This is a genomic window from Guopingia tenuis (assembly GCF_014384805.1).
Taxonomy (GTDB): domain Bacteria; phylum Bacillota; class Clostridia; order Christensenellales; family Christensenellaceae; genus Guopingia; species Guopingia tenuis.
In genome coordinates, this window is the sequence record NZ_JACRSS010000002.1 from 140,993 (window position 1) to 160,205 (window position 19,213).

Consider the following 19,213-nt stretch of genomic DNA (forward strand, 5'->3'; position numbering starts at 1 on the left):
AATCCTCCTTAAAAATGGCTTTTTATCAGCATATGCGGAAAAGGGAAAAGCGGTTCACGATTGGCGGGGGACGGGAGGAATGCGGACAGAGCTGCAGGCTGCAGAGCTGGACGCGGCCCAGGAAATTCAAACGACCATTACCCATGGGAAATATCCGGAAAGTCTGTATGAAATTCTGCGGAGCGGCGATGTTGGGATGCGGTTTTCCGGCAGAAGGACAGGGCAGGTTTGATGAACCATCCCCTCTCACGGGAATATAGACCGGCGGCTTGAATTTGCGCCTGTTTTATGCTATACTGAGCCCGTTGGAGGGGTGTCCGAGTGGTTTAAGGAGCTGGTCTTGAAAACCAGTGATACCGCAAGGTACCGTGGGTTCGAATCCCACCTCCTCCGCCACGTCGCGGCAAACAATGCTGCATACAAACGCCCTCGGCATATTGCCGAGGGCGTTTACGTTCGCTTGGTGGCTGTCCCTTCTCCGCAAAAAGTCACGGCTGCGCTCCCAAAGAAAAAATTCGCTCGTCCCTCATTCAGTTTAATGCTTCGTCTGCCGACTGCTTTCTTGCGGATGGATCGCCTCTGCCGCGTCCAGGGAAAATTCAAATTTAATAAGTTACCCCACGTCGGAACGAGTTGCGCTCGCTCCAATTATTTATTCTATAAAAAATCAGTTACCCGCTCCATGGTTCTTAATCGCTGCCGCAGGCATTTTGCGGGATCGAATATTACCAAAAGTGTTATTGGGTTAAAAATTATGGAAACATCGGCGTTTTTTGTTTATATGGTAAATAAGCAGGAAAGGCTATGCCGCGGTGATTTCCATAGGAGGCGGGAGCATGGAAGGGGGAATATTGAAAAAATAAAGGAAAAAATCTTACAAAAATAGTTGTAACAATTTTGCAAACAGACTATAAATTTCCAAATATATCCTATATACTATAAAATATCCAAGAATTAACAAATCAATATAGGAATATGTTCTGTCTCATGACTCAAAACTTCCAGGAGGAACGGCCATGCTGCAACATCGCTCATTCAAGGCTCTTTGTTTTTTGATCGTGTTCTTTTTTGTATTTGCGTTTTTTGGAGGAGAATATGGACGGGCGAAATATATAAGCGGCGTGCATATTGCCTATGCGGCGGGGACAGAGGAGGAAGACGTCTCCGAAAATAAGGATGAAGAGGAAGCCGTGCCCTCTGCATCTCCCAGCCCCAGTCCGGCGCAGAGCGACGGAGAAACGCAGACGCCGCCCGCTTCTGCGGCGCCGGAAGAAACGGCGGAACCGCCGGCGGAAGAAAAGCCCGCGGCACCGGAGAATACCGAAGAGACAGAGGACCCGCTGGAAGCGGAAGAGGCGGCCCGGCGGGTGGAGGAAAGCCTTTCGGGCTTCCGGGAATTGGAGGCAGGCGCTCCTTTGCCCCAAATGCCGCTGGAGAATTTTGGGGATGTAATGGATGCCCAGCCGGAGCCGGAGAAGGAAGATCCGCAGGCATATACCGAAATTACGGACAACCCGGATGGGAGCCACACGGCAGAGATTTACTTTGCGCCCATCAAATATAAGGATGATGCGGGCAATTGGCAGGAGATCAACCCGGCCCTGGAAAAACAGGTGCGGCAGGGAAAGACGATATTTGAAACCGTCTCTTCTCCGGTGGAAATCGCATTTGCGGCAAACGCGGCGGACAAGCTGGCAACCATTTCCAAGGATGGATATCACATCTCCTTCCTGCCGTCGGCGGGATCGGCGGATATGGTAAAACGGGCGGCAGCGGCCAACGCCCTGGCGGAACAGGCGCCGGAACAGATCGTGAAGAAGGATGCGGCTGTCAAGCTGGAACCTGTGGAAAATCCGGCAGAGAAGGTGACGGCGGCGCAGGCCGAGGCGGGCATGGAATACCAGGCAGTCACCTTTGAAAAGATCCTCAACAACAAGCAGGATATCGTCCTGGAGGCCACGGCAAACGGGGTAAAAGAGGACATCGTCCTGGCGGCGCTGCCAGAAGAACGGAATTTTACCTTCACTTTTCACTTCACCAATCTCTATCCCGTGCTGCTGGAGGATGGAAACGTATGGCTTCTGGATCGGGAGACGGATGAGATTATCGCGGCGATTCCCGCGCCCAATATGATCGACTCTTCTCCGGAGGAGCGGGAGAGCTATGACATCGCAGTATCGATGGAAAAGGTGAGCGAAACCGAATACCGCTATACCCTGACGCCCAGCCGGGAATGGCTGGAGGATGAAAGCCGGGTATATCCCGTGCGCATCGACCCTACGGTGACGTATACCTATTTAACGATGTTCGATACTTTCGTTACGAGTGCGTACTATAATAACAATTATGGCAATGATGCGAATGTGAAAATCGGAAATTCCGGCGACCTGGGAATTTCCCGCGGATATTACCGTCTGACCAGCTTCCCTTCGGCAATCGGGACGAATAAGAGCATCACGAGCGCAACTCTTACCCTGTATCAAAATTATTCTGGTGCATCTACTGTGGATATCGGGGTATATCCGCTGACATCCACTTCCTATGACAACGCCACGATTACATGGAATAAGCAGCCAAACTTCGGGGCTCTTTCGTCTAAAACTTCAGTGAGCGCCGTAAAGAGTTATAACTGGGACGTGACGGCAATGGTGAAGGGATGGTATACGAACAACACATTGCCCGGCTTCTGCCTGAAAAACGTGGACGAAGGACCCAACAAATACAAGCGGTTTTCCTCGGCGCAGCATGGAACGGCCAGCCAGCGGCCCAAGCTGACGGTGAACTATGTGGACCCGCCGGTGGTGGAATATGTCACGATTTCCAACGACCCCAACACCTGGACATCCGATTATATTATCACCAGCATGAAGGTGACGCAGCCGGCGGGCGCGTTGCTGTCGGAAATTCAGTGGGCCACCAGCACAGACGCCAACCAGCCCGCAGACAGCGCCTTTACAGCGCTTTGGAATGGAGTTCCAACACCCACGCAATCTACTACAAAGACAAATACTGAACTGGGGCTGCCCGATGGGCAGCGGTATCTATGGGTGCGGGGCAAAAATACCGTGGGCGGCATTGGCGCGGCTGTGCGCTCCAATGTGATGTATAAACGGGATCTCTCTGCCCCGACAGTTCCCAATACTCTCACGGCAACGCCCTCCTTCACGCCTTCGGCCACTGGCAAGGGGAGTATCACCATAAACTGGAGCGCCGCCACCGATGCGGGCAGCGGCATCGACCGATATATAGTGGGTTTGCGGAAAGATCCGGCGCAGACCTGGATTTATGCCCAGCCTGGGACGGCGCTTTCCTATACCTTTACAGATCTTGCGGACTCCTCTTCTTATCAATTTGCAGTAATGGCCTATGATAAGCTGAACCATGCTTCCGCATGGAAATATTCCAGTCTGGTCACGGTTGGCGATTATACTGCGCCGACGTCTCCCACCAGCGTGAGCGTCTCCCCGGAGAGCTGGACCAACAACACCTCCCCGACGGTTTCCTGGGAGGGAATTACGGACGCAAATCTGGCAAAGGCAAAATACTGCATCGACTGGACATCTTCGGCAACACCCTGGTTTGACATTCCCACATCCAGCGGCGTTGCCTCAGGCAGCCATACCATCGACTGCTCGGGTCTGGCGGACGGCGTGCACAAAATCGGCATCCGGGGAGTGGATGCCATGGGATATCAGAGCGCCGGTGTGGACGGAATGTATTACAAGGATACGACGCCGCCGGTTGCCAGCATCGCCATCCCGGATACGACGCCCGTGGCCGGAAAGCTCCGGGTCAACGCCACGATTACAAACGAAGAAAATCGGGCATTATTTGACCGCTGGGAGCTGAGATATGGCCTGGGAACGGCTCCGGCCGCCGCCAATCTCGTCACAGCCAATACGGGACGGAATACCTTAAACAATTCATATCTATGCAGCTTCGATACGTCAGCTCTGGAGGACAACCAGGTGTATTCCCTCTATCTCTATTGCTGGGACCAGGCGGGGAATCTGGGCATATCCAACCGCATCGAACTTTTAAAATCGCCGGGAAGCGAAAATCTTCCTGCACAGCTCACTATTACTTCGCCTCCGGCAGACGCCGTCATTTCTGAAGCCGGGGAAGAGATCCAGTTTAATTATGCCGATGCGGATGCGCAGAACACCGCAGTGTCCAATGCACGGCTCATTGTGAACGGCATCCAGACGGCGCTGGCCGAGAATAACGCCAAAACCATTGCCTTTGACGCGGCAAAATGGGATGAGGAGAAAAACGACTGGGCCTATCCCGAGGGACAAAACGTGTTCCTCTATGTGCAGGGCAAAAATCCGCAGGGAGAGGATGTATACAGCCATGCCTCGTATCGCTCCCTGACCTTCCATGAAGAATTTGCGGCTATGGACGGCCTGGCGGAAGCCAGCGCAGTTGCCGTGAGCGAGGGGCGGGCAGTTCTTCAAAAGAGCGGCAGTGCCTATGCGGCTTCGGGCAGCTTTATCCTGGAAGGGGAGGCGGTCGCCGGGCAAGTGAATTCACTGGCCCTGATTGTAGACGAGAACAATCCCGCCGGGACGAGCATTTCCTATGAGGCGTCTACGGACGGCGGGACCACATGGACGAGCGTGATCCCCGTCTCCCGAGACGGCGGAAAGACCCTGGAGATGGCCAACCGGCGCTATTTCCTCACGGGCAATGCCGGCAGCAGCATTCAGCTGCGGGTGACGCTTCAGACGACGGATTCCTCCAAGACGCCGGCCCTGGAAAGCATAAGCGGCGAGACGCGCTTTACCCTCTATTCCACGGCTGTCCTGGTAGACAACGATTTTTCCGCAGGCGCCCGGGGTTTCACGGGGCTGTATCAGACGGAACATGACGCGGCGGGCGGCCGCATTGTTCTGGAAAGCGGAAAAACTGAGGGAACCGTATATTCCACGCCGCGGCAGATTTCAGGAGAAGTGACGGAAGTGGCGCTTAAGGTGGAAGAAGAACTTCCGGCAGGGACCTCCATCCAATATGCGGTTTCGGCGGACGGCGGCGCGAACTATACGAACATCACGCCCGGCGATCCCAACACGGCGGCCGCCTGGAAGGCGCTGACGGCGCCGGGCAGCGAAGTGATCGTGAAGGCGGTTTTGAACGCGCCGGACGGCGCAGCCCTGCCTGCGCTCAAGAGCTGGCAGCTCTCCGTTAAAACCCTGTCCTCCGGCCAGCCCTATGTGGTCAAGCTGGTGGATGAACCCGAAAACCTGTCCACGCTTCCCGGCGCGAACTACCAGACGCTGCTGCGCTGGCAGGCATCGGAAACCCAGGGAGTGACGTATAATATCTACCGCAGCGAAACGCCATACTTCATTGCATCCGAAGATACGCTTATTGCCTCGGGCATCGAGGAGACGAGCTGGAGCGACTATAACTTAAATTATGGAAAGACTTTCCATTACCAGGTGACGGCCTGCAAGACGCTTGGCGGCCATGTTCGGGAAAGCCTGCCATCGGGCCAGGCGTGGGCCACGGTTGTGGACGAGGATGAACTGCAAAAGCGCCTGGGTCTGCAGGACTATTGGAGCTATGTGGGCTTCAAAACCGGCGGCGGAGACGGCTATGTGAACGTAAGCAACGGCAACCTGGCATATATCTCCACGGATATGATGGTTTCCGACCCCTTCTTCGCCATGGTGATGCGGCGGACATATAACAGCCTGGCCACCACCAAGACGCCTCTGGGATATGGCTGGGACTTCTCCTTCAACACCTGCCTTCTCAGGGAATTTGACGCCAGCGGCGGAAACGAAGTGGGCATGGTTCTGAAGGACGGCGACGGCTCCTTCCATCGGTTCCCGCGAAACGCCGACGGAACCTATGCGTCCGCCAAGGGAACCTTTATGAAGCTCGCCTATGACGAGGCGGCGGGAGAATACACCATCACCCGCAAGGACAACATCGTCTATCACTTTGACGCCCAGAGCATGAAGCTTTTGTCCTTCACCAACCCCAACGGCAACGCACTGGCGTTTGCCTATGACAGCCGGGGCAATTTGCAAAGCATTGAAAATACCGTGGGCGAAAAGATCGAGATCACCTATCACGTTTCGGGCGCAAACCCCGGGGACGCGGATTACACTTACGTCAACGAGCATGTGGATATGGTGGAAACCGTATCCTGGACCCAGGCAGGCGCTTCTTCGCCGGAGAGCATCGTTTACCACTATGTCTACGGCGACGACGACAAGCTGGACCAGGCCTATACGCTGATTGAGGGAAACAATACCTATGGCGAGAGCTTCTCTTATGGGGCGGATGGAAAGCTCGCGGCGATCACCAATCCGGAGGGAAATGATTATACCCTTTCCTTTGGAAGCGGCGGGAAGCTGACGGGGATTGAGGACCCCATCGGCGAGACCTTTGCCTTCACCTATGGCAGCGGCACGACGACCGTAGCCGATAAATACGGGGTTACCAACAGCTATACCTTCGACAGCGAAGGCCGGGTGACGAAGAAGACGGATGCCCTGGGGCATGCGGTAAACTACACCTTCAACAGCAATTTCCAGGTCACGGGGATGAACTATCAGGGCACCGTGGAGGGGAGCAGCGCCGCCATATCCTATACCTACGGCTATGACGCGGATGGGAACCTTCTGAGCGTTTCCGGGCCGAACGGCAGCCAGACTCTTTATGAGGCGTATAATGAATGGAACAAGCCGGCGCGGATGAAGGTGAAGCAAAACGGCTCCACCTGGCTCACTACCAGCTATACTTATGACGGCGCGGGCAATCTTCTGACAGAAACCGATCCGTCGGGCAAGGTGATTACCAACGTATATGCGGCCCGCAACGGGGAAAACGGCTATCTCATCTCCAATACCGACCGGCTGGGCAAAAAGACGGTCTACACATATAATGATAAGGGGCAGGTCACCGAGATTAACGAGCAAAAGGCAGACGGCACACAGCTCCGCCGGGCGGCTAAATACACCTATGACGCCCTGGGGCGGACGAAAACCAGCGTCGACGGCCTGAACCAGACGACGACATATGATTACAACAAGCTGGGCTTCCCCATCAAAACGACCTATGCCGACGGTACGTCCGTGCAAAGCACCTATTCGCTGATCGCCAATCTGGAAACGCAGACGGATGCCCGGGGGAATACGACGACGCATACCTACGATATCGTGGGGCGGCCGATCAAAACCACCTATGCCGACGGCACGGAGACGACGGTTTTCTATGGGCGGTGGGACAGCGACGGCAACGGCACAAACGAGGCCAACAAGGTCACAACCGAGGACGGCCTGGGCAGGCAGACCATCCAGTATTACGATAAGCAGGGCCGGCTCGTAAAGGAGACAGGCGGCGGCGTCACGGTGCAGTATGAATACGACCAGATCGGCAACATGACCAAGGTGACAGACGGTGCGGGCCGGGTCACGACGGCGCAGTATAACGCACTTTCCCAGCAGACGAAGGTGACCCGGGACCCGGGCGGGAAGAACATAGTGCAGAGCTTCACATATGACCTGTTGGGGAACCAGCTGAGCGCAACGGACGGGAACGGGGCCGTGACGAGCTATACCTACGACACGCTGAACCGGCTAAAGAGCGTAACCCAGGGCGGGAACACGACGACTTATGCCTATGACATCGTGAGCGGGGATACCATCAAAAACACCGTGACGGACGCCCGGGGCAACGTGAGCGAAACCGTGTTTGACCTGGCAGGGCGCAAGACGGCAGACCGCGCGGGCGTATCCGGCGCAGGCGCGGCAATGACCACCAGCTATCAGTATAACGCCAACAACCAGGTGACGCTGGTAACGCGAAACGACGGCAGCAAGGAAAAGGTTACTTACGACAGCGTGGGGCAGACGACGCGGATCGATTACTATGCCGCGGGGGCGGATACCTCGGCCGCATCGGGATATTATCTGACCTATGCCTATGACGACAATGGCAATGTGACGCGGGAGACGGTGACGAAGGATGGAGCGACGGAGATCACGGCCTATGCCTACGATGCGCTGAACCGGGTATCCCAGCAGACCCAGGGGGCGGAAAAGGTGGGAGCGCTTCCCATCGACTACGCCTACAACGCAGCAGGGCAGCTGTCCGGGGTGAGCTATCCCAGGGAAAACAGCCAGACGGGCGTGGCGGCGACGGGAACCGGGAAGCAGACGCTGAGCTTCACCTATGACAGCTATGGGAGACAGAGCGAGGTGCGGCTGAACGGGCAGCTTGTGGAGAGCTATTCGTATACGGCGGGGGGCGACCTGGAGGCAACGCAGGTATACGGGAAGTTCGACGCGGGGAATACGGCGGACTATCTGCGGACGGCGTATACCTACAACAGCCTGGGGCTGGTGACAAAGACGGAAACTCAGGGCTATGGGAGCGTCACGGGGAAAAAGGAACAGATCGACCTGACGTATGACAACGTGGGGAACATCCTGACGGAGCAGACGTATACCAACTACGGAACGGCCAAAACGGTCAACAAAGCGTATGAATACGACACGGTGGGGCGGCTGACAAAATCCACCATCGACGGAAAGGCGACGAGCTACACCTACGACGCAGTGGGGAACCGGCTGACGCAGACGAGCGAAGGGAAAACGCTCTCCTACAGCTACAATAACTTAAACCAGCTCACGAGCATCAAGGAAGGGAACACGACGGTCGCCAGCTATACCTACGACGCCAATGGGAACCAGAAAAAGGAAACGCGGCAGCATGTGAGCGTGACGGTGGGCGGGAACACGCAGGTATACAACAAGGAGACGGACTATACCTACGACCTGCGGGGGCTGCTCACGGGAGTGAGCGTAAAGACGCCCAGCGCCAACGAGATCACGGGAGAAGTGACATATGACACGCAGACGACCACAAACACCTACAACGCGGCAGGAAAACGGCTGAAGCGCGTCGAAGAAGACAAGACCACGAGATTTTACTACATGGGCGAAGCGCTGCTGTTCACAACCAACCAGGATCTGGTGATGACCAGCGAAAACGTACTGAACACGGGGGGGCAGATCATCGCCAGCAAGCGGTTTGCAGTGCCGGGGGTAGAGGTGACGGACCCGTTTGCGGGGCAGTACTACTTCTATCGATACGACGTGCGCGGGAGCGTGACGGACATCCTGGACAAAAACGCGGGGTTAGTGAAGGGCTACGACTACGACGAGTTCGGGAACACGGAGGAGAAGGGGAACGAGAGCTTCTTAAACGACGTGACGTTCACGGGGAGCGTGAGCGACGCAAGCAGTGGACTGCAGTACATGAACGCGCGGTTCTATCAGCCCAGCACGGGGCGGTTCCTCTCGCAAGACAGCTACAGTGGGAACCCGTATGACCCGTGGACGCAGCACCTGTACAGCTATTGCGGGAACAACCCCGTTAATATGGTGGACCCGACGGGGTTCGCGGCCTCCCGATTCGCTGGGTTTGGGAACGATCCCACGACAACATCTGGACTACGGACGGGAAAAATAGATGGCCGTGGAAATGAAGCATTTATATCACATAGTTATACTTCAAAGCAAGAAAAAGTAAGTACAGGTAAAAGCGGACAAGAGATAGGTACTTATGCAACGGGAGCAACAGGGTCGTATAATGGAGGCTCTCTCATGAAACACAACGCAGTTGTGGCCGCTTTAGCAGCAAAAACGGGTGGTTATCCCGAAGTGTATGTTTTAGGTGGTGCCGCAAGTGGAAGAGTCGACACATATGGACGTATTGATGTGGCTACTAAGGTGGATGCAAATTATTGCGTAGCTGATGGGGCGATCATCTATGAGGTTAAACCTGCGTCGAGCTACGGGTTTCGTACTGGACGAAAACAACTTGTTCGATACCAGAAGGCTGCAGCTAAAAATGGTATTATGGTTGAAATTGCTGATACAGATCCAGCTTTAGGTATAGTGGCTGCTCCCGATGGTTCGCTATTATATACAACTTTTAGTGGAGGGGTAATATATTATTGCGATATTTCATATGATCCACAACCAATTCTTGCTTCTGAACCAAAAGCTGTAACAGAAGAAGATTATGCACCGGTTCCAGTAAAAGATGTGGTTGCCGGAGTTGTTACGGCCACTGCTTTAATCGTCATTGCCTATTTTACTGGTGGTTTAGGGGCAATGGCAGTTGCATGATTTTTTTATGAGGAGAGAAAGTATGACAGAAAAGGAAAGAAAAGATAGAGAGATGGTAGTGCAATTTTCTATTATTACAAAAACGGATTGGTATGAAAATGCAGAAAAAGCAATCGAAATAATGGAAAAAAGTCAACGGACATTTCCCCTAACACAAAATCATGAGTTTGTGTACCAAATAGGAGTTAGTTATAAGAACGGAAAAGAAAAAATTCTTACGATTACACCAAAGAAATGGGAGAATGTCAAAGAAGAAATACGGCAAGGGAACATACAATCTATTTCATTGTTTATTTGGCCAAAAAATGGTTTTACTCTTCATCCTCCCATGTGTATACAGTTTATAAAACCATCGCAATTTTTTGAGGGTATATCTAAGGAGATGAATGATATACAACATTTTGTGATCCCGTGGAAAAAAGATGATGCCTGTACAAATAGAATGGTAGCATTATTTAAAGAATTGTTTGTCTCTTTTGATGGAATATATGGATATTTAGATTATATATATGGAGTATCCATAGCTGCAATCATAAATCCTACAGAATATGAGGTTGTAAACAAAATAAACTATGCTAATCAGAATTCTCAGAAATACGACCATCTGGCCCGAGGGTACTATTGGGGCAACATTCTGACGGAAAAACATATCGAGGCGCTGGGTGGGGAGGAGGCCTTTGCTGCCAATGTTCCACATCATATTCTGGAAAAACTTCCCATGAAAGATGGGCGGCTGGCGTATTATATCCAGCTGACGCCGAATGTATTTTTCTTTGAACCGGAGAAATATCTGGCTTTGAAAGACTATTTGAAACCCATTTTACCGCCGGAAAATATAGGGTATACCTTATTTGTTGATCCAGATGGGGAACGTCGGAAACGCAATCGGCTGGTATACCATCCCGGGGAATTGGAAGCAGCGCAACCGGAAGCGGACAAACTCTTTGCTGCGGAGGAAGAACGCCGCCGCAAATGGAAGGAGGCCGGAGGAATGGCACAATTTGCAAAGCCGCCGTATGTCCGCTTCAAGCGTCAACGGGAGGCAGATCCGTCCTATTTGGAAATTACGGTAAAATTTGAAACGTTGAGCGAGGAGCAGGGCGAACAGCTGAAAAAACTGATAGATGACTGGTATGCGATTGGCTCCTTCAATGGATTTGACGGGCCCTTTCATATGCAGTTCTCACTATGGCAGGATGGAACCAGCATAGGGACAGCCATAGATGCTGCTTCGGTGAATGGACTTAACCAAGCATTAAAGGTTTTGGAACGGGTAATTAACGATTTCGCTAACAGTGAGGGTCTGCGGATTAAAAAGGCAGAGGTAGGCTCTTTTGAGGACAAAGAAACATGAATAACGAGAAAACAGTCAGGCACGCATTTGCGTGCCTACTCATTTTCTGGACAACCAATAAAATATAATGAAAATCAAACGCGCGGTTCTATCAGCCCAACACGGGGCGGTTCCTCTCGCAGGACAGCTACAGCGGGAACCCGTATGACCCGTGGACGCAGCACCTGTACAGCTATTGCGGGAACAACCCCGTTAATATGGTGGACCCGACGGGGCATAGTGCGGGGGCGATAGGTGCTTTAAAGGGGATATGGGGAGCAGCCCTGGCGGAGCCTACTCCATATGGAGAAATTATTGCGGCTATAGCGACTATCTTTCTTGGTGGTGTCATAATTGGTGAGGCTATTTCTAATTCTAATAGTGTGAGGGATGACTCTGAAACTAAAGAAAAAATAAAGGATGTTCCTAAGCCGCAGCCAAGTCCAATACCTAAAAAGAATAATAAAAAGAACAAAAATGATAACGATAGGACTCCACCACCGCCTCGGCCGGAAAATAGGGAAAAAGAGAAACCCAAAATTGAGTTTCCGGGATATGATGCATCAAAGCCTCCAGGAAAAGATTTTGAGTGGAGGGGTTCCGGAGAGCCAGGAAGCCCAAGAGGCTCTTGGTATAATCCTAAAACAGGAGAATCATTACATCCGGATTTAAATCATCCTCATGGTATTGAGTTGCATTGGGATTATAAAAGCCCCGAAGGAATAAATTATCGCATATTTGCCGATGGAAGTGTAGTACCTAAATAAGGAGGTAAATGGAGAATGAAGATAGATTGGAGAAGAATGGGGCAAGAAAAGTTTTTGCTAAATAAAAAACTAAAATATAAAAAATATGATGGTGATATTTCTAAAGGTGCCCACGAACATTGTTCTTTTTGCTATGAACTAATATCATCAAAAGGCCCAATAACAGAAGCATATTGTACTTTAGATGAGGAAAATTGGATATGCAAAAAATGCTATGATGATTTTAAAGATGAATTCCATTGGATAATTATAAAGGAAGAGTAACAAAGAGTCAGGCACGCATTTGCGTGCCTACTCATTTTTGGGACAAACAATAAAAAATAATGAAAATCAAACGCACGGTTCTATCAGCCCAGCACGGGGCGGTTCCTGAGCCAGGACAGCTACAGTGGGAACCCGTATGACCCGTGGACGCAGCACCTGTACAGCTATTGCGGGAACAACCCCGTCAATATGGTGGACCCGACGGGGCATGGCGCTATAGAGGTGATAAATGGGGCCTTATTTGGTATTACTATAGGAATATTTGCTGTAGCTACAGGTATTGCTATATCCGCAAACGGAGGGAGTTTTGCGGAGGGTGTTCAAAAAGGTTGGGAAACAGGCACCCGAAACTTAAAAAAAGGGATAGAAAATGTCGCAAAATTGATAACAACGGGTGTTATTTCCGGAGCTATTACTAGAGCGTTGGATAAAGTAAAGGAAGGCGAGAGACATCCTGAGAAAGATAAGGAAAGACACCATATTGTACCTAAAGCACAGAAAGGTTTTGAGCCAGCGCGTGACATTTTGGAGGAAGCGGGGATAGGATTGGACAGTAAAATAAATATAGAGCCTATAAATTATGATTTACATAGGCACCTACATACAACAAAAGACGGTATGTTAGAAAGCTATAAAACAATGATAAACACTAAAATGGCATTGGCTAAGAAAAAAGCTGATGTTGCGTTTGAAGAGGCTAAGGCACATATGGAAAGCGCAGGATATACTAAAGATCAAATGGATGCAACTTATAAAGCATTTTTGGCTTCGAGTGTGACGTTAACTCTGGGTTCAATTAAAGCGGAACTTAAAAGAGCAAGTGACATTGCCGATAAGTTAACATATTAAGGGGGGATAAAAGTGAAACTCACTAATTTTATAAAAAAAGAGTGTTATCAGATGATAACTTCAATGAAGAACACTTATCTAGCGATTGGATTAGACGGAGGAATAGCGATATATAAATTTTTAACAGCAGAAGAAATTGTCAATATAAAGTTACCCTACGGGCCACAAAATATATGTTTTTCTTCAAATGAAGAATACGTTGCTTTTGTATGGAATGGTGGGAAAATTTGTGTTTGTGATTGCGCAACGGGAAAAGAAGTTTCGAGAGGAAATGTAACAAAAGAAAAATCTAAATATTTATTCTTCTCTGAGGATGGGAAATATATTTATAACATGGACAGTGGGGGGGTCTTTTCAAGATTTGATTGGAATGTTTGTAAAAATTATATATTATTAGATTTAAAAAAAATTGCACCATGGAATAAGCAACATTTGGCAGAACAAGATTTTGAACGTTTTTGGAGTGTATTACCAGAAACAGTAAAGAAAGGTGATAAAAATCCACTTGGTTTAGATAAGAATATAGCAAGGAAAAACTATTTAAAACCTGAATGCAGGATTAGATTTGCATATAAAACGCATAACCAGGAATATGTTTTTGATGCTGTAAAAAAAATATTGAGATGGAAATACCCTTTTAATTTAAATGATTATATAATTCAAGACCCTAACTGGCCAACAGTGGGGGATATAATGGTATTGTTTTGTGAAAGCAAAGGATATTATGCAATTTTAATTGATTATATTACTTCAAAGATTGAAATTTATGATCAAGGTGAAAATCTTTTGTATACTCTGCCAGAACTTTCTGGAACACCAATAAAGAAGACTAATCTTCATTATGGAATGCTTGTCCAATATGATAAATATGCGATAGCATGGGCACCAAATGGTGAATATTTAGCTGTAACAATTGTGGAAAGCGATTTGAAAATGGATAAGGAAAAACGAACCTTAAAAATTTATCAAAGCAAAGATTGGACGATTGTAAAAGAATATATTTTGCCAGGAATCCATTTTGTCGGATTTAGTGGAGACAGTAAGTATTTATTGTTGGGGACCTCATTAGGAGGATATTGCATCGAAATTGCAGATTTTCTATCTTTATTTTGCTAATCAAGAATTGAAATAGAGAACAGCCTGGGGCTGGTGACAAAGACGGAAACCCAGGGCTATGGAGGCGTGAGCGGGAAAAAGGAACAGATCGACCTGACGTATGACAACGTGGGGAACATCCTGACGGAGCAGACGTATACCAACTACGGAACGGCCAAAACGGTCAACAAAGCGTATGAATACGACACGGTGGGGCGGCTGACAAAATCCACCATCGACGGAAAGGCGACGAGCTACACCTACGACGCAGTGGGGAACCGGCTGACGCAGACGAGCGAAGGGAAAACGCTCTCCTACAGCTACAATAACTTAAACCAGCTCACGAGCATCAAGGAAGGGAACACGACGGTCGCCAGCTATACCTACGACGCCAATGGGAACCAGAAAAAGGAAACGCGGCAGCATGTGAGCGTGACGGTGGGCGGGAACACGCAGGTATACAACAAGGAGACGGACTATACCTACGACCTGCGGGGGCTGCTCACGGGAGTGAGCGTAAAGACGCCCAGCGCCAACGAGATCACGGGAGAAGTGACATATGACACGCAGACGACCACAAACACCTACAACGCGGCAGGAAAACGGCTGAAGCGCGTCGAAGAAGACAAGACCACGAGATTTTACTACATGGGCGAAGCGCTGCTGTTCACAACCAACCAGGATCTGGTGATGACCAGCGAAAACGTACTGAACACGGGGGGGCAGATCATCGCCAGCAAGCGGTTTGCAGTGCCGGGGGTAGAGGTGACGGACCCGTTTGCGGGGCAGTACTACTTCTATCGATACGACGTGCGCGGGAGCGTGACGGACATCCTGGACAAAAACGCGGGGTTAGTGAAGGGCTACGACTACGACGAGTTCGGGAACACGGAGGAGAAGGGGAACGAGAACTTCTTAAACGACGTGACGTTCACGGGGAGCGTGAGCGACGCAAGCAGTGGACTGCAGTACATGAACGCGCGGTTCTATCAGCCCAGCACGGGGCGGTTCCTCTCGCAAGACAGCTACAGTGGGAACCCGTATGACCCGTGGACGCAGCACCTGTACAGCTATTGCGGGAACAACCCCGTTAATATGGTGGACCCGACGGGGCATAGTATGAAAGAACTGGAATTAAAATTACGCCTGCTAAAGTCCCAGAGAAATAATGCATATAGTCAAATAGATAGACTACGCCCACTAGTTACAACGAGTTATAACGAGAAAAACTATACTATGTATAACCTTTATGCAGATTCGTTATATTACTATAAAAAATTGGTAAAGTCTACAGAAGTTGCGATCTCTTTATTCGAGATGACTTATTACAATCAATACAAAGCACTTCAAAATGATGTTACAAATGGTGGGACAAATTTACATCAGCGTAAAAATGCATATAAAAACTTGCGTTTTAATAATTCCACTGTAGGGGCCGATGGATGTGGATTTATTGCAGCAGTTAAAGTGGACAGCCTTTTGGGTGGAGAGGCAGATGTTCATGATGCTTTAGCATATTTCAATGAACCGGGAAGAAACTTTCCACTCACAAATGCAGCGAGTGAAGGTGCAGTAAGGGGATATTTGACGGAAAAAGGATATAAACAGCATTCGGCAGCAGGTGCGGAATCCTTGCCAAACACTATTCATATTATTTCCTATAGATGGTCGTTTACTGAAGAAGAACGAGGCGAGGCTAGTTGGGGAAGACATTTCGCCTGCTATGTTGTCAATCCAAACGGATCAATAACGGTATATAATGGAAGTGCGTTAGAAAAAGAGTTTAATGATTATGATTCTTTTTATGAAGACTCCGGGATTGATAGAGTTTATTACAACAATTATTATACCCGTTAAACGTAGGGGAGGAAAAGACAGTGAAGAAGAAACTATATATAACCATTATTCTGTGTATAGTTGCGGTGTTGGGTATAGGAGTGGGACTGAGTTTTATATTGCCATTTCAGTCTTCTAAAATTGCCCGGGGTCCTCTGCGTATTCGTTTTAAGGCTGATACTTTTTCAAACATGGGATACGCGTCTGCTGTTGGAGACGACCGAATATACTATATCTCCAATGAAGACGGAACAACAGGTATATATAGTATGGAAATGGACGGCCAAGATATTCAGTTGGAGGTAGCGAATCCTAGTGTAAGCCGTTTACAATGGAGGGAGGGACAGTTATATTTTACGGGCCTTGATCGAATAGAAGATAATCGATCGACAGTACCCTGGACGGATCATATCTATGCGGCACTATTTATTGATGATGAGCATGCGCAGCCCACAAAATTGCCTTGTACAAAAGATAAATATTCCACTAATGTCCGTGGGTTCCATATTATTTCCGATAAGTATACGGCAGTGGAATATGGACCGCAGGGAGACTATATTTGCCTATATCAGCCGTATCGATGGAATAAAGTTCTTTATACAACTCCTGAACTTGAAAAGGTGGGTTCCGTAGTCTTTAATGCTTTGGTGACGGAACAGGAACCTATTGAAAACAATAGATCTCCCCGAAAGGAAATTTCTATCTACTCGCTGGGGGATACCTATATTACTATTACTTTGGTAAATGAATGGAGTGATATCGGGGATGAATTGTCGGCTGAGCCCCAGATTATTGATCCAAAAACTGGAGAAGTAGTATTGTCGCAAGATATAATGTATAAACCGTTTAATGACTTTCAAGTTCTTTACTTGGACGACAATTATCTTTATAGCTTCTATAAAGATCCATATTTTTCCCAAACCGGGCAAATGGTGATTGTGAACCGGGAAAACTGGGAAGTAGAGAAAATGTTTCCCCTAGGCGATATAGCCGAAACTCACCGGGTTTCCTATGCCATGAAGCGGGACGGGAAGATATATATGCTGGCAGAGCAGTGGTCGTCGGATGATGCACCGATTTTACCCCTGAAAAATCAGAAGCTGCTGGTGATGGATCCCGAAACCTTCGAGTGGGAAGTCGTCCGGGATATGAAGGAGGGCGAGCGCATTGTTGGGCTGGATGAACGGGGGATTGTGTATCTGGCCGATGGTGGGATATGGAAAGCCGAATGGGAAGGAGAAGCCCTTGGCGGGGAAACGCGGCTCTGCGATGCCCCCAAAGATATCGATAAAGAGAAATATACCATCGATTATGCGGGGGACTGGATGTTTGTGTATAAAGTCTATGGAGGGTTCACGACGGGGAATATTGATGATGATCCCGGGCAGCAGTTGGTGTATAAGATCAACCTGAAGACGGGCGAGGTCGTTGAAAATACCGTTCCGTTGGATTTCTCCCAGGTGGACCCCTATCGCCGGGATTCGAAAACAAAATAATGGTGTGAATGGAGCAAACACCCCTAAGAGGGGTGTTTTTTTGAAAAAGAATGGAAGGAAAAGAGAGGAAGCGTGCCGAAATTTAATACATCAGTTTTACAATAAGATAAAACGACTCGCACGATCATACAGATAATCTCTTATGGCATCTATATAGCAAACATACAAATGGCGGGCATAAGCAGAAGTATGGGGAATCTTTGCCATGAATATGAAAATGATGACAAAAATAATTGAAATACTGGGAACTGTAGTGATCATAGTGGGATGGATCTTAATAGCGAAGCTTCTGCGAAAGGCTCCCCAAAAACGGAAATATTTATGGATTATTGTTTGTGTTGTTCTGGTTGCCGGAATTGTATATTTTGCATATAACAGCATTTTACAGATAGGCAACTTATATGCTCAGGATCAACGATATGCAACAGTAGAAGAAATGGCTTTAGAGAGTTTCCCTGAATGTGAAATTCAAGATATTTTGCATATAGATGATAATCATGCGGTTGTCTATATTCATGATGGGAAGAACGGAGTATGGCGCAGGGGATATGTAATAAAAGATAAAAAAGGGTGGAAAAAATCCAGCTTTAACTGGAGAATGGTAATATCTGCTTTTGGAGGCTTTGACCGGGATATAGCTATATATTATGCGGATGATGGGTCGGACTTAGAATGTGTAACATATGAAAAAAACAGCGATGCGATTAACGAACCAGAAATCATTCATGATTCTAAAGGAACAGTTTTCCATCGAGAGGAGTTGCCTGGCGGAAAGATTGTGGAATATGCCTTTGTAGATATAGATCAAAATGGGTATACGTTAATGGCAGGAGAGGAAAAGATCGTTTTAAATGAACAAATGCTGCAAAGCGATGGGGAAATTATCATTTATCCTCTATTAAAAAGAAAACAATGAAAATTGGAAAAGATGTACGAAAATTTAGTGTGGAACATTGCAACATATCCCGGGAAGATTATGAAAAGTTTCTCTTTCCCCAGAAAATGCAGAAGGTGATTCGCATACAAAAGGTGAATGGGGAGGAAGCATTGGATTATACGGATAAATATTTCGCAGATCAATACAAAGGATATACGGCAGTCGCAACGGCAAAGCCGGAAGATCGGATCTATATTGAATTTGTTTCGGGAGAATATCCGAATATAAAGTGCTTGCTGCGTATCGAGGATATTGAAACATATTATTGTACAATTTATGATGCGAATGATCATAAAAATAAAGATGATATGCAAATGGAAACAACATTAGATGGGTTTCGTCTTAGAATATTGAAAGATATAGAAAATAATTATCCATTCTATTTTGTAAATGCGAATACCGATTTTCTTGGAATATTTGCGAACAAAGTAGTAATTGAAAGCCTGGATTATGTAGAATGAAAAAGATAAGGACAGATAGGCACG

At 48.6% G+C, this 19,213-nt stretch carries 10 protein-coding genes, 1 tRNA gene and 2 pseudogenes; all 13 read left to right on the forward strand.

What is annotated here, in order from left to right:
* Nucleotides 1-79: 79 nt before the first annotated feature.
* The 13 genes and pseudogenes from H8693_RS05810 (at nt 80) to H8693_RS05875 (ending at nt 19,189) form a co-directional block, all read left to right on the forward strand.
* Nucleotides 80-232 (forward strand): hypothetical protein, encoded by a 153-nt coding sequence (locus tag H8693_RS05810; RefSeq protein ID WP_249280206.1) that lies wholly within the window; start codon nt 80-82, stop codon nt 230-232.
* A gap of 75 nt (nt 233-307) precedes the next feature.
* Nucleotides 308-396: transfer RNA gene (locus H8693_RS05815), tRNA-Ser, on the forward strand.
* A 620-nt stretch (nt 397-1,016) separates the two neighbouring features.
* Entirely contained in the window at nt 1,017-10,151 is a 9,135-nt protein-coding gene (locus tag H8693_RS05820; RefSeq protein WP_249280207.1) for a DNRLRE domain-containing protein, read from the forward strand.
* Nucleotides 10,152-10,173: 22 nt separating this feature from the next.
* Nucleotides 10,174-11,505: a hypothetical protein gene (locus H8693_RS05825; protein WP_249280208.1), complete on the forward strand. Its 1,332-nt coding sequence runs from the start codon at nt 10,174-10,176 to the stop codon at nt 11,503-11,505.
* 89 nt (nt 11,506-11,594) lie between these two features.
* Nucleotides 11,595-12,251: pseudogene (locus tag H8693_RS05835) on the forward strand (RHS repeat-associated core domain-containing protein); the annotation flags it as partial.
* Nucleotides 12,252-12,266: 15 nt separating this feature from the next.
* Nucleotides 12,267-12,515 (forward strand): hypothetical protein, encoded by a 249-nt coding sequence (locus H8693_RS05840; RefSeq protein WP_249280210.1) that lies wholly within the window; start codon nt 12,267-12,269, stop codon nt 12,513-12,515.
* Between the two features lie 81 nt (nt 12,516-12,596).
* Nucleotides 12,597-12,713 (forward strand): annotated as a pseudogene (locus H8693_RS10730) (RHS repeat-associated core domain-containing protein); the annotation flags it as partial.
* On the forward strand, nt 12,705-13,364 hold the full coding sequence (locus tag H8693_RS05850; RefSeq protein ID WP_249280211.1) for an AHH domain-containing protein: 660 nt from the start codon (nt 12,705-12,707) through the stop codon (nt 13,362-13,364). The pseudogene H8693_RS10730 and the gene H8693_RS05850, both read left to right, overlap by 9 nt.
* A 12-nt stretch (nt 13,365-13,376) precedes the next feature.
* Nucleotides 13,377-14,480: a YncE family protein gene (locus H8693_RS05855; RefSeq protein WP_249280212.1), complete on the forward strand. Its 1,104-nt coding sequence runs from the start codon at nt 13,377-13,379 to the stop codon at nt 14,478-14,480.
* A gap of 33 nt (nt 14,481-14,513) precedes the next feature.
* On the forward strand, nt 14,514-16,316 hold the full coding sequence (locus H8693_RS05860) for an RHS repeat-associated core domain-containing protein (protein ID WP_249280213.1): 1,803 nt from the start codon (nt 14,514-14,516) through the stop codon (nt 16,314-16,316).
* Nucleotides 16,317-16,336: 20 nt separating this feature from the next.
* Nucleotides 16,337-17,791, forward strand: coding sequence for a hypothetical protein (locus tag H8693_RS05865; RefSeq protein ID WP_249280214.1), 1,455 nt, complete (start codon nt 16,337-16,339; stop codon nt 17,789-17,791).
* A gap of 205 nt (nt 17,792-17,996) precedes the next feature.
* A complete protein-coding gene (locus H8693_RS05870; protein WP_249280215.1) occupies nt 17,997-18,707 on the forward strand; it encodes a hypothetical protein in 711 nt (236 codons plus the stop codon).
* Nucleotides 18,704-19,189: a hypothetical protein gene (locus H8693_RS05875; protein ID WP_249280216.1), complete on the forward strand. Its 486-nt coding sequence runs from the start codon at nt 18,704-18,706 to the stop codon at nt 19,187-19,189. Before H8693_RS05870 ends, H8693_RS05875 begins: the two co-directional genes overlap by 4 nt.
* The last annotated feature ends 24 nt before the right edge of the window (nt 19,190-19,213 follow it).

Coding starts and splice junctions, on each gene's coding strand:
- H8693_RS05810 (WP_249280206.1), top strand. CDS start 80: ATGCGGACAGAGCTGCAGGCTGCAGAGCTGGACGCGGCCCAGGAAATT.
- H8693_RS05820 (WP_249280207.1), top strand. CDS start 1,017: ATGCTGCAACATCGCTCATTCAAGGCTCTTTGTTTTTTGATCGTGTTC.
- H8693_RS05825 (WP_249280208.1), top strand. CDS start 10,174: ATGACAGAAAAGGAAAGAAAAGATAGAGAGATGGTAGTGCAATTTTCT.
- H8693_RS05840 (WP_249280210.1), top strand. CDS start 12,267: ATGAAGATAGATTGGAGAAGAATGGGGCAAGAAAAGTTTTTGCTAAAT.
- H8693_RS05850 (WP_249280211.1), top strand. CDS start 12,705: ATGGTGGACCCGACGGGGCATGGCGCTATAGAGGTGATAAATGGGGCC.
- H8693_RS05870 (WP_249280215.1), top strand. CDS start 17,997: ATGAATATGAAAATGATGACAAAAATAATTGAAATACTGGGAACTGTA.
- H8693_RS05875 (WP_249280216.1), top strand. CDS start 18,704: ATGAAAATTGGAAAAGATGTACGAAAATTTAGTGTGGAACATTGCAAC.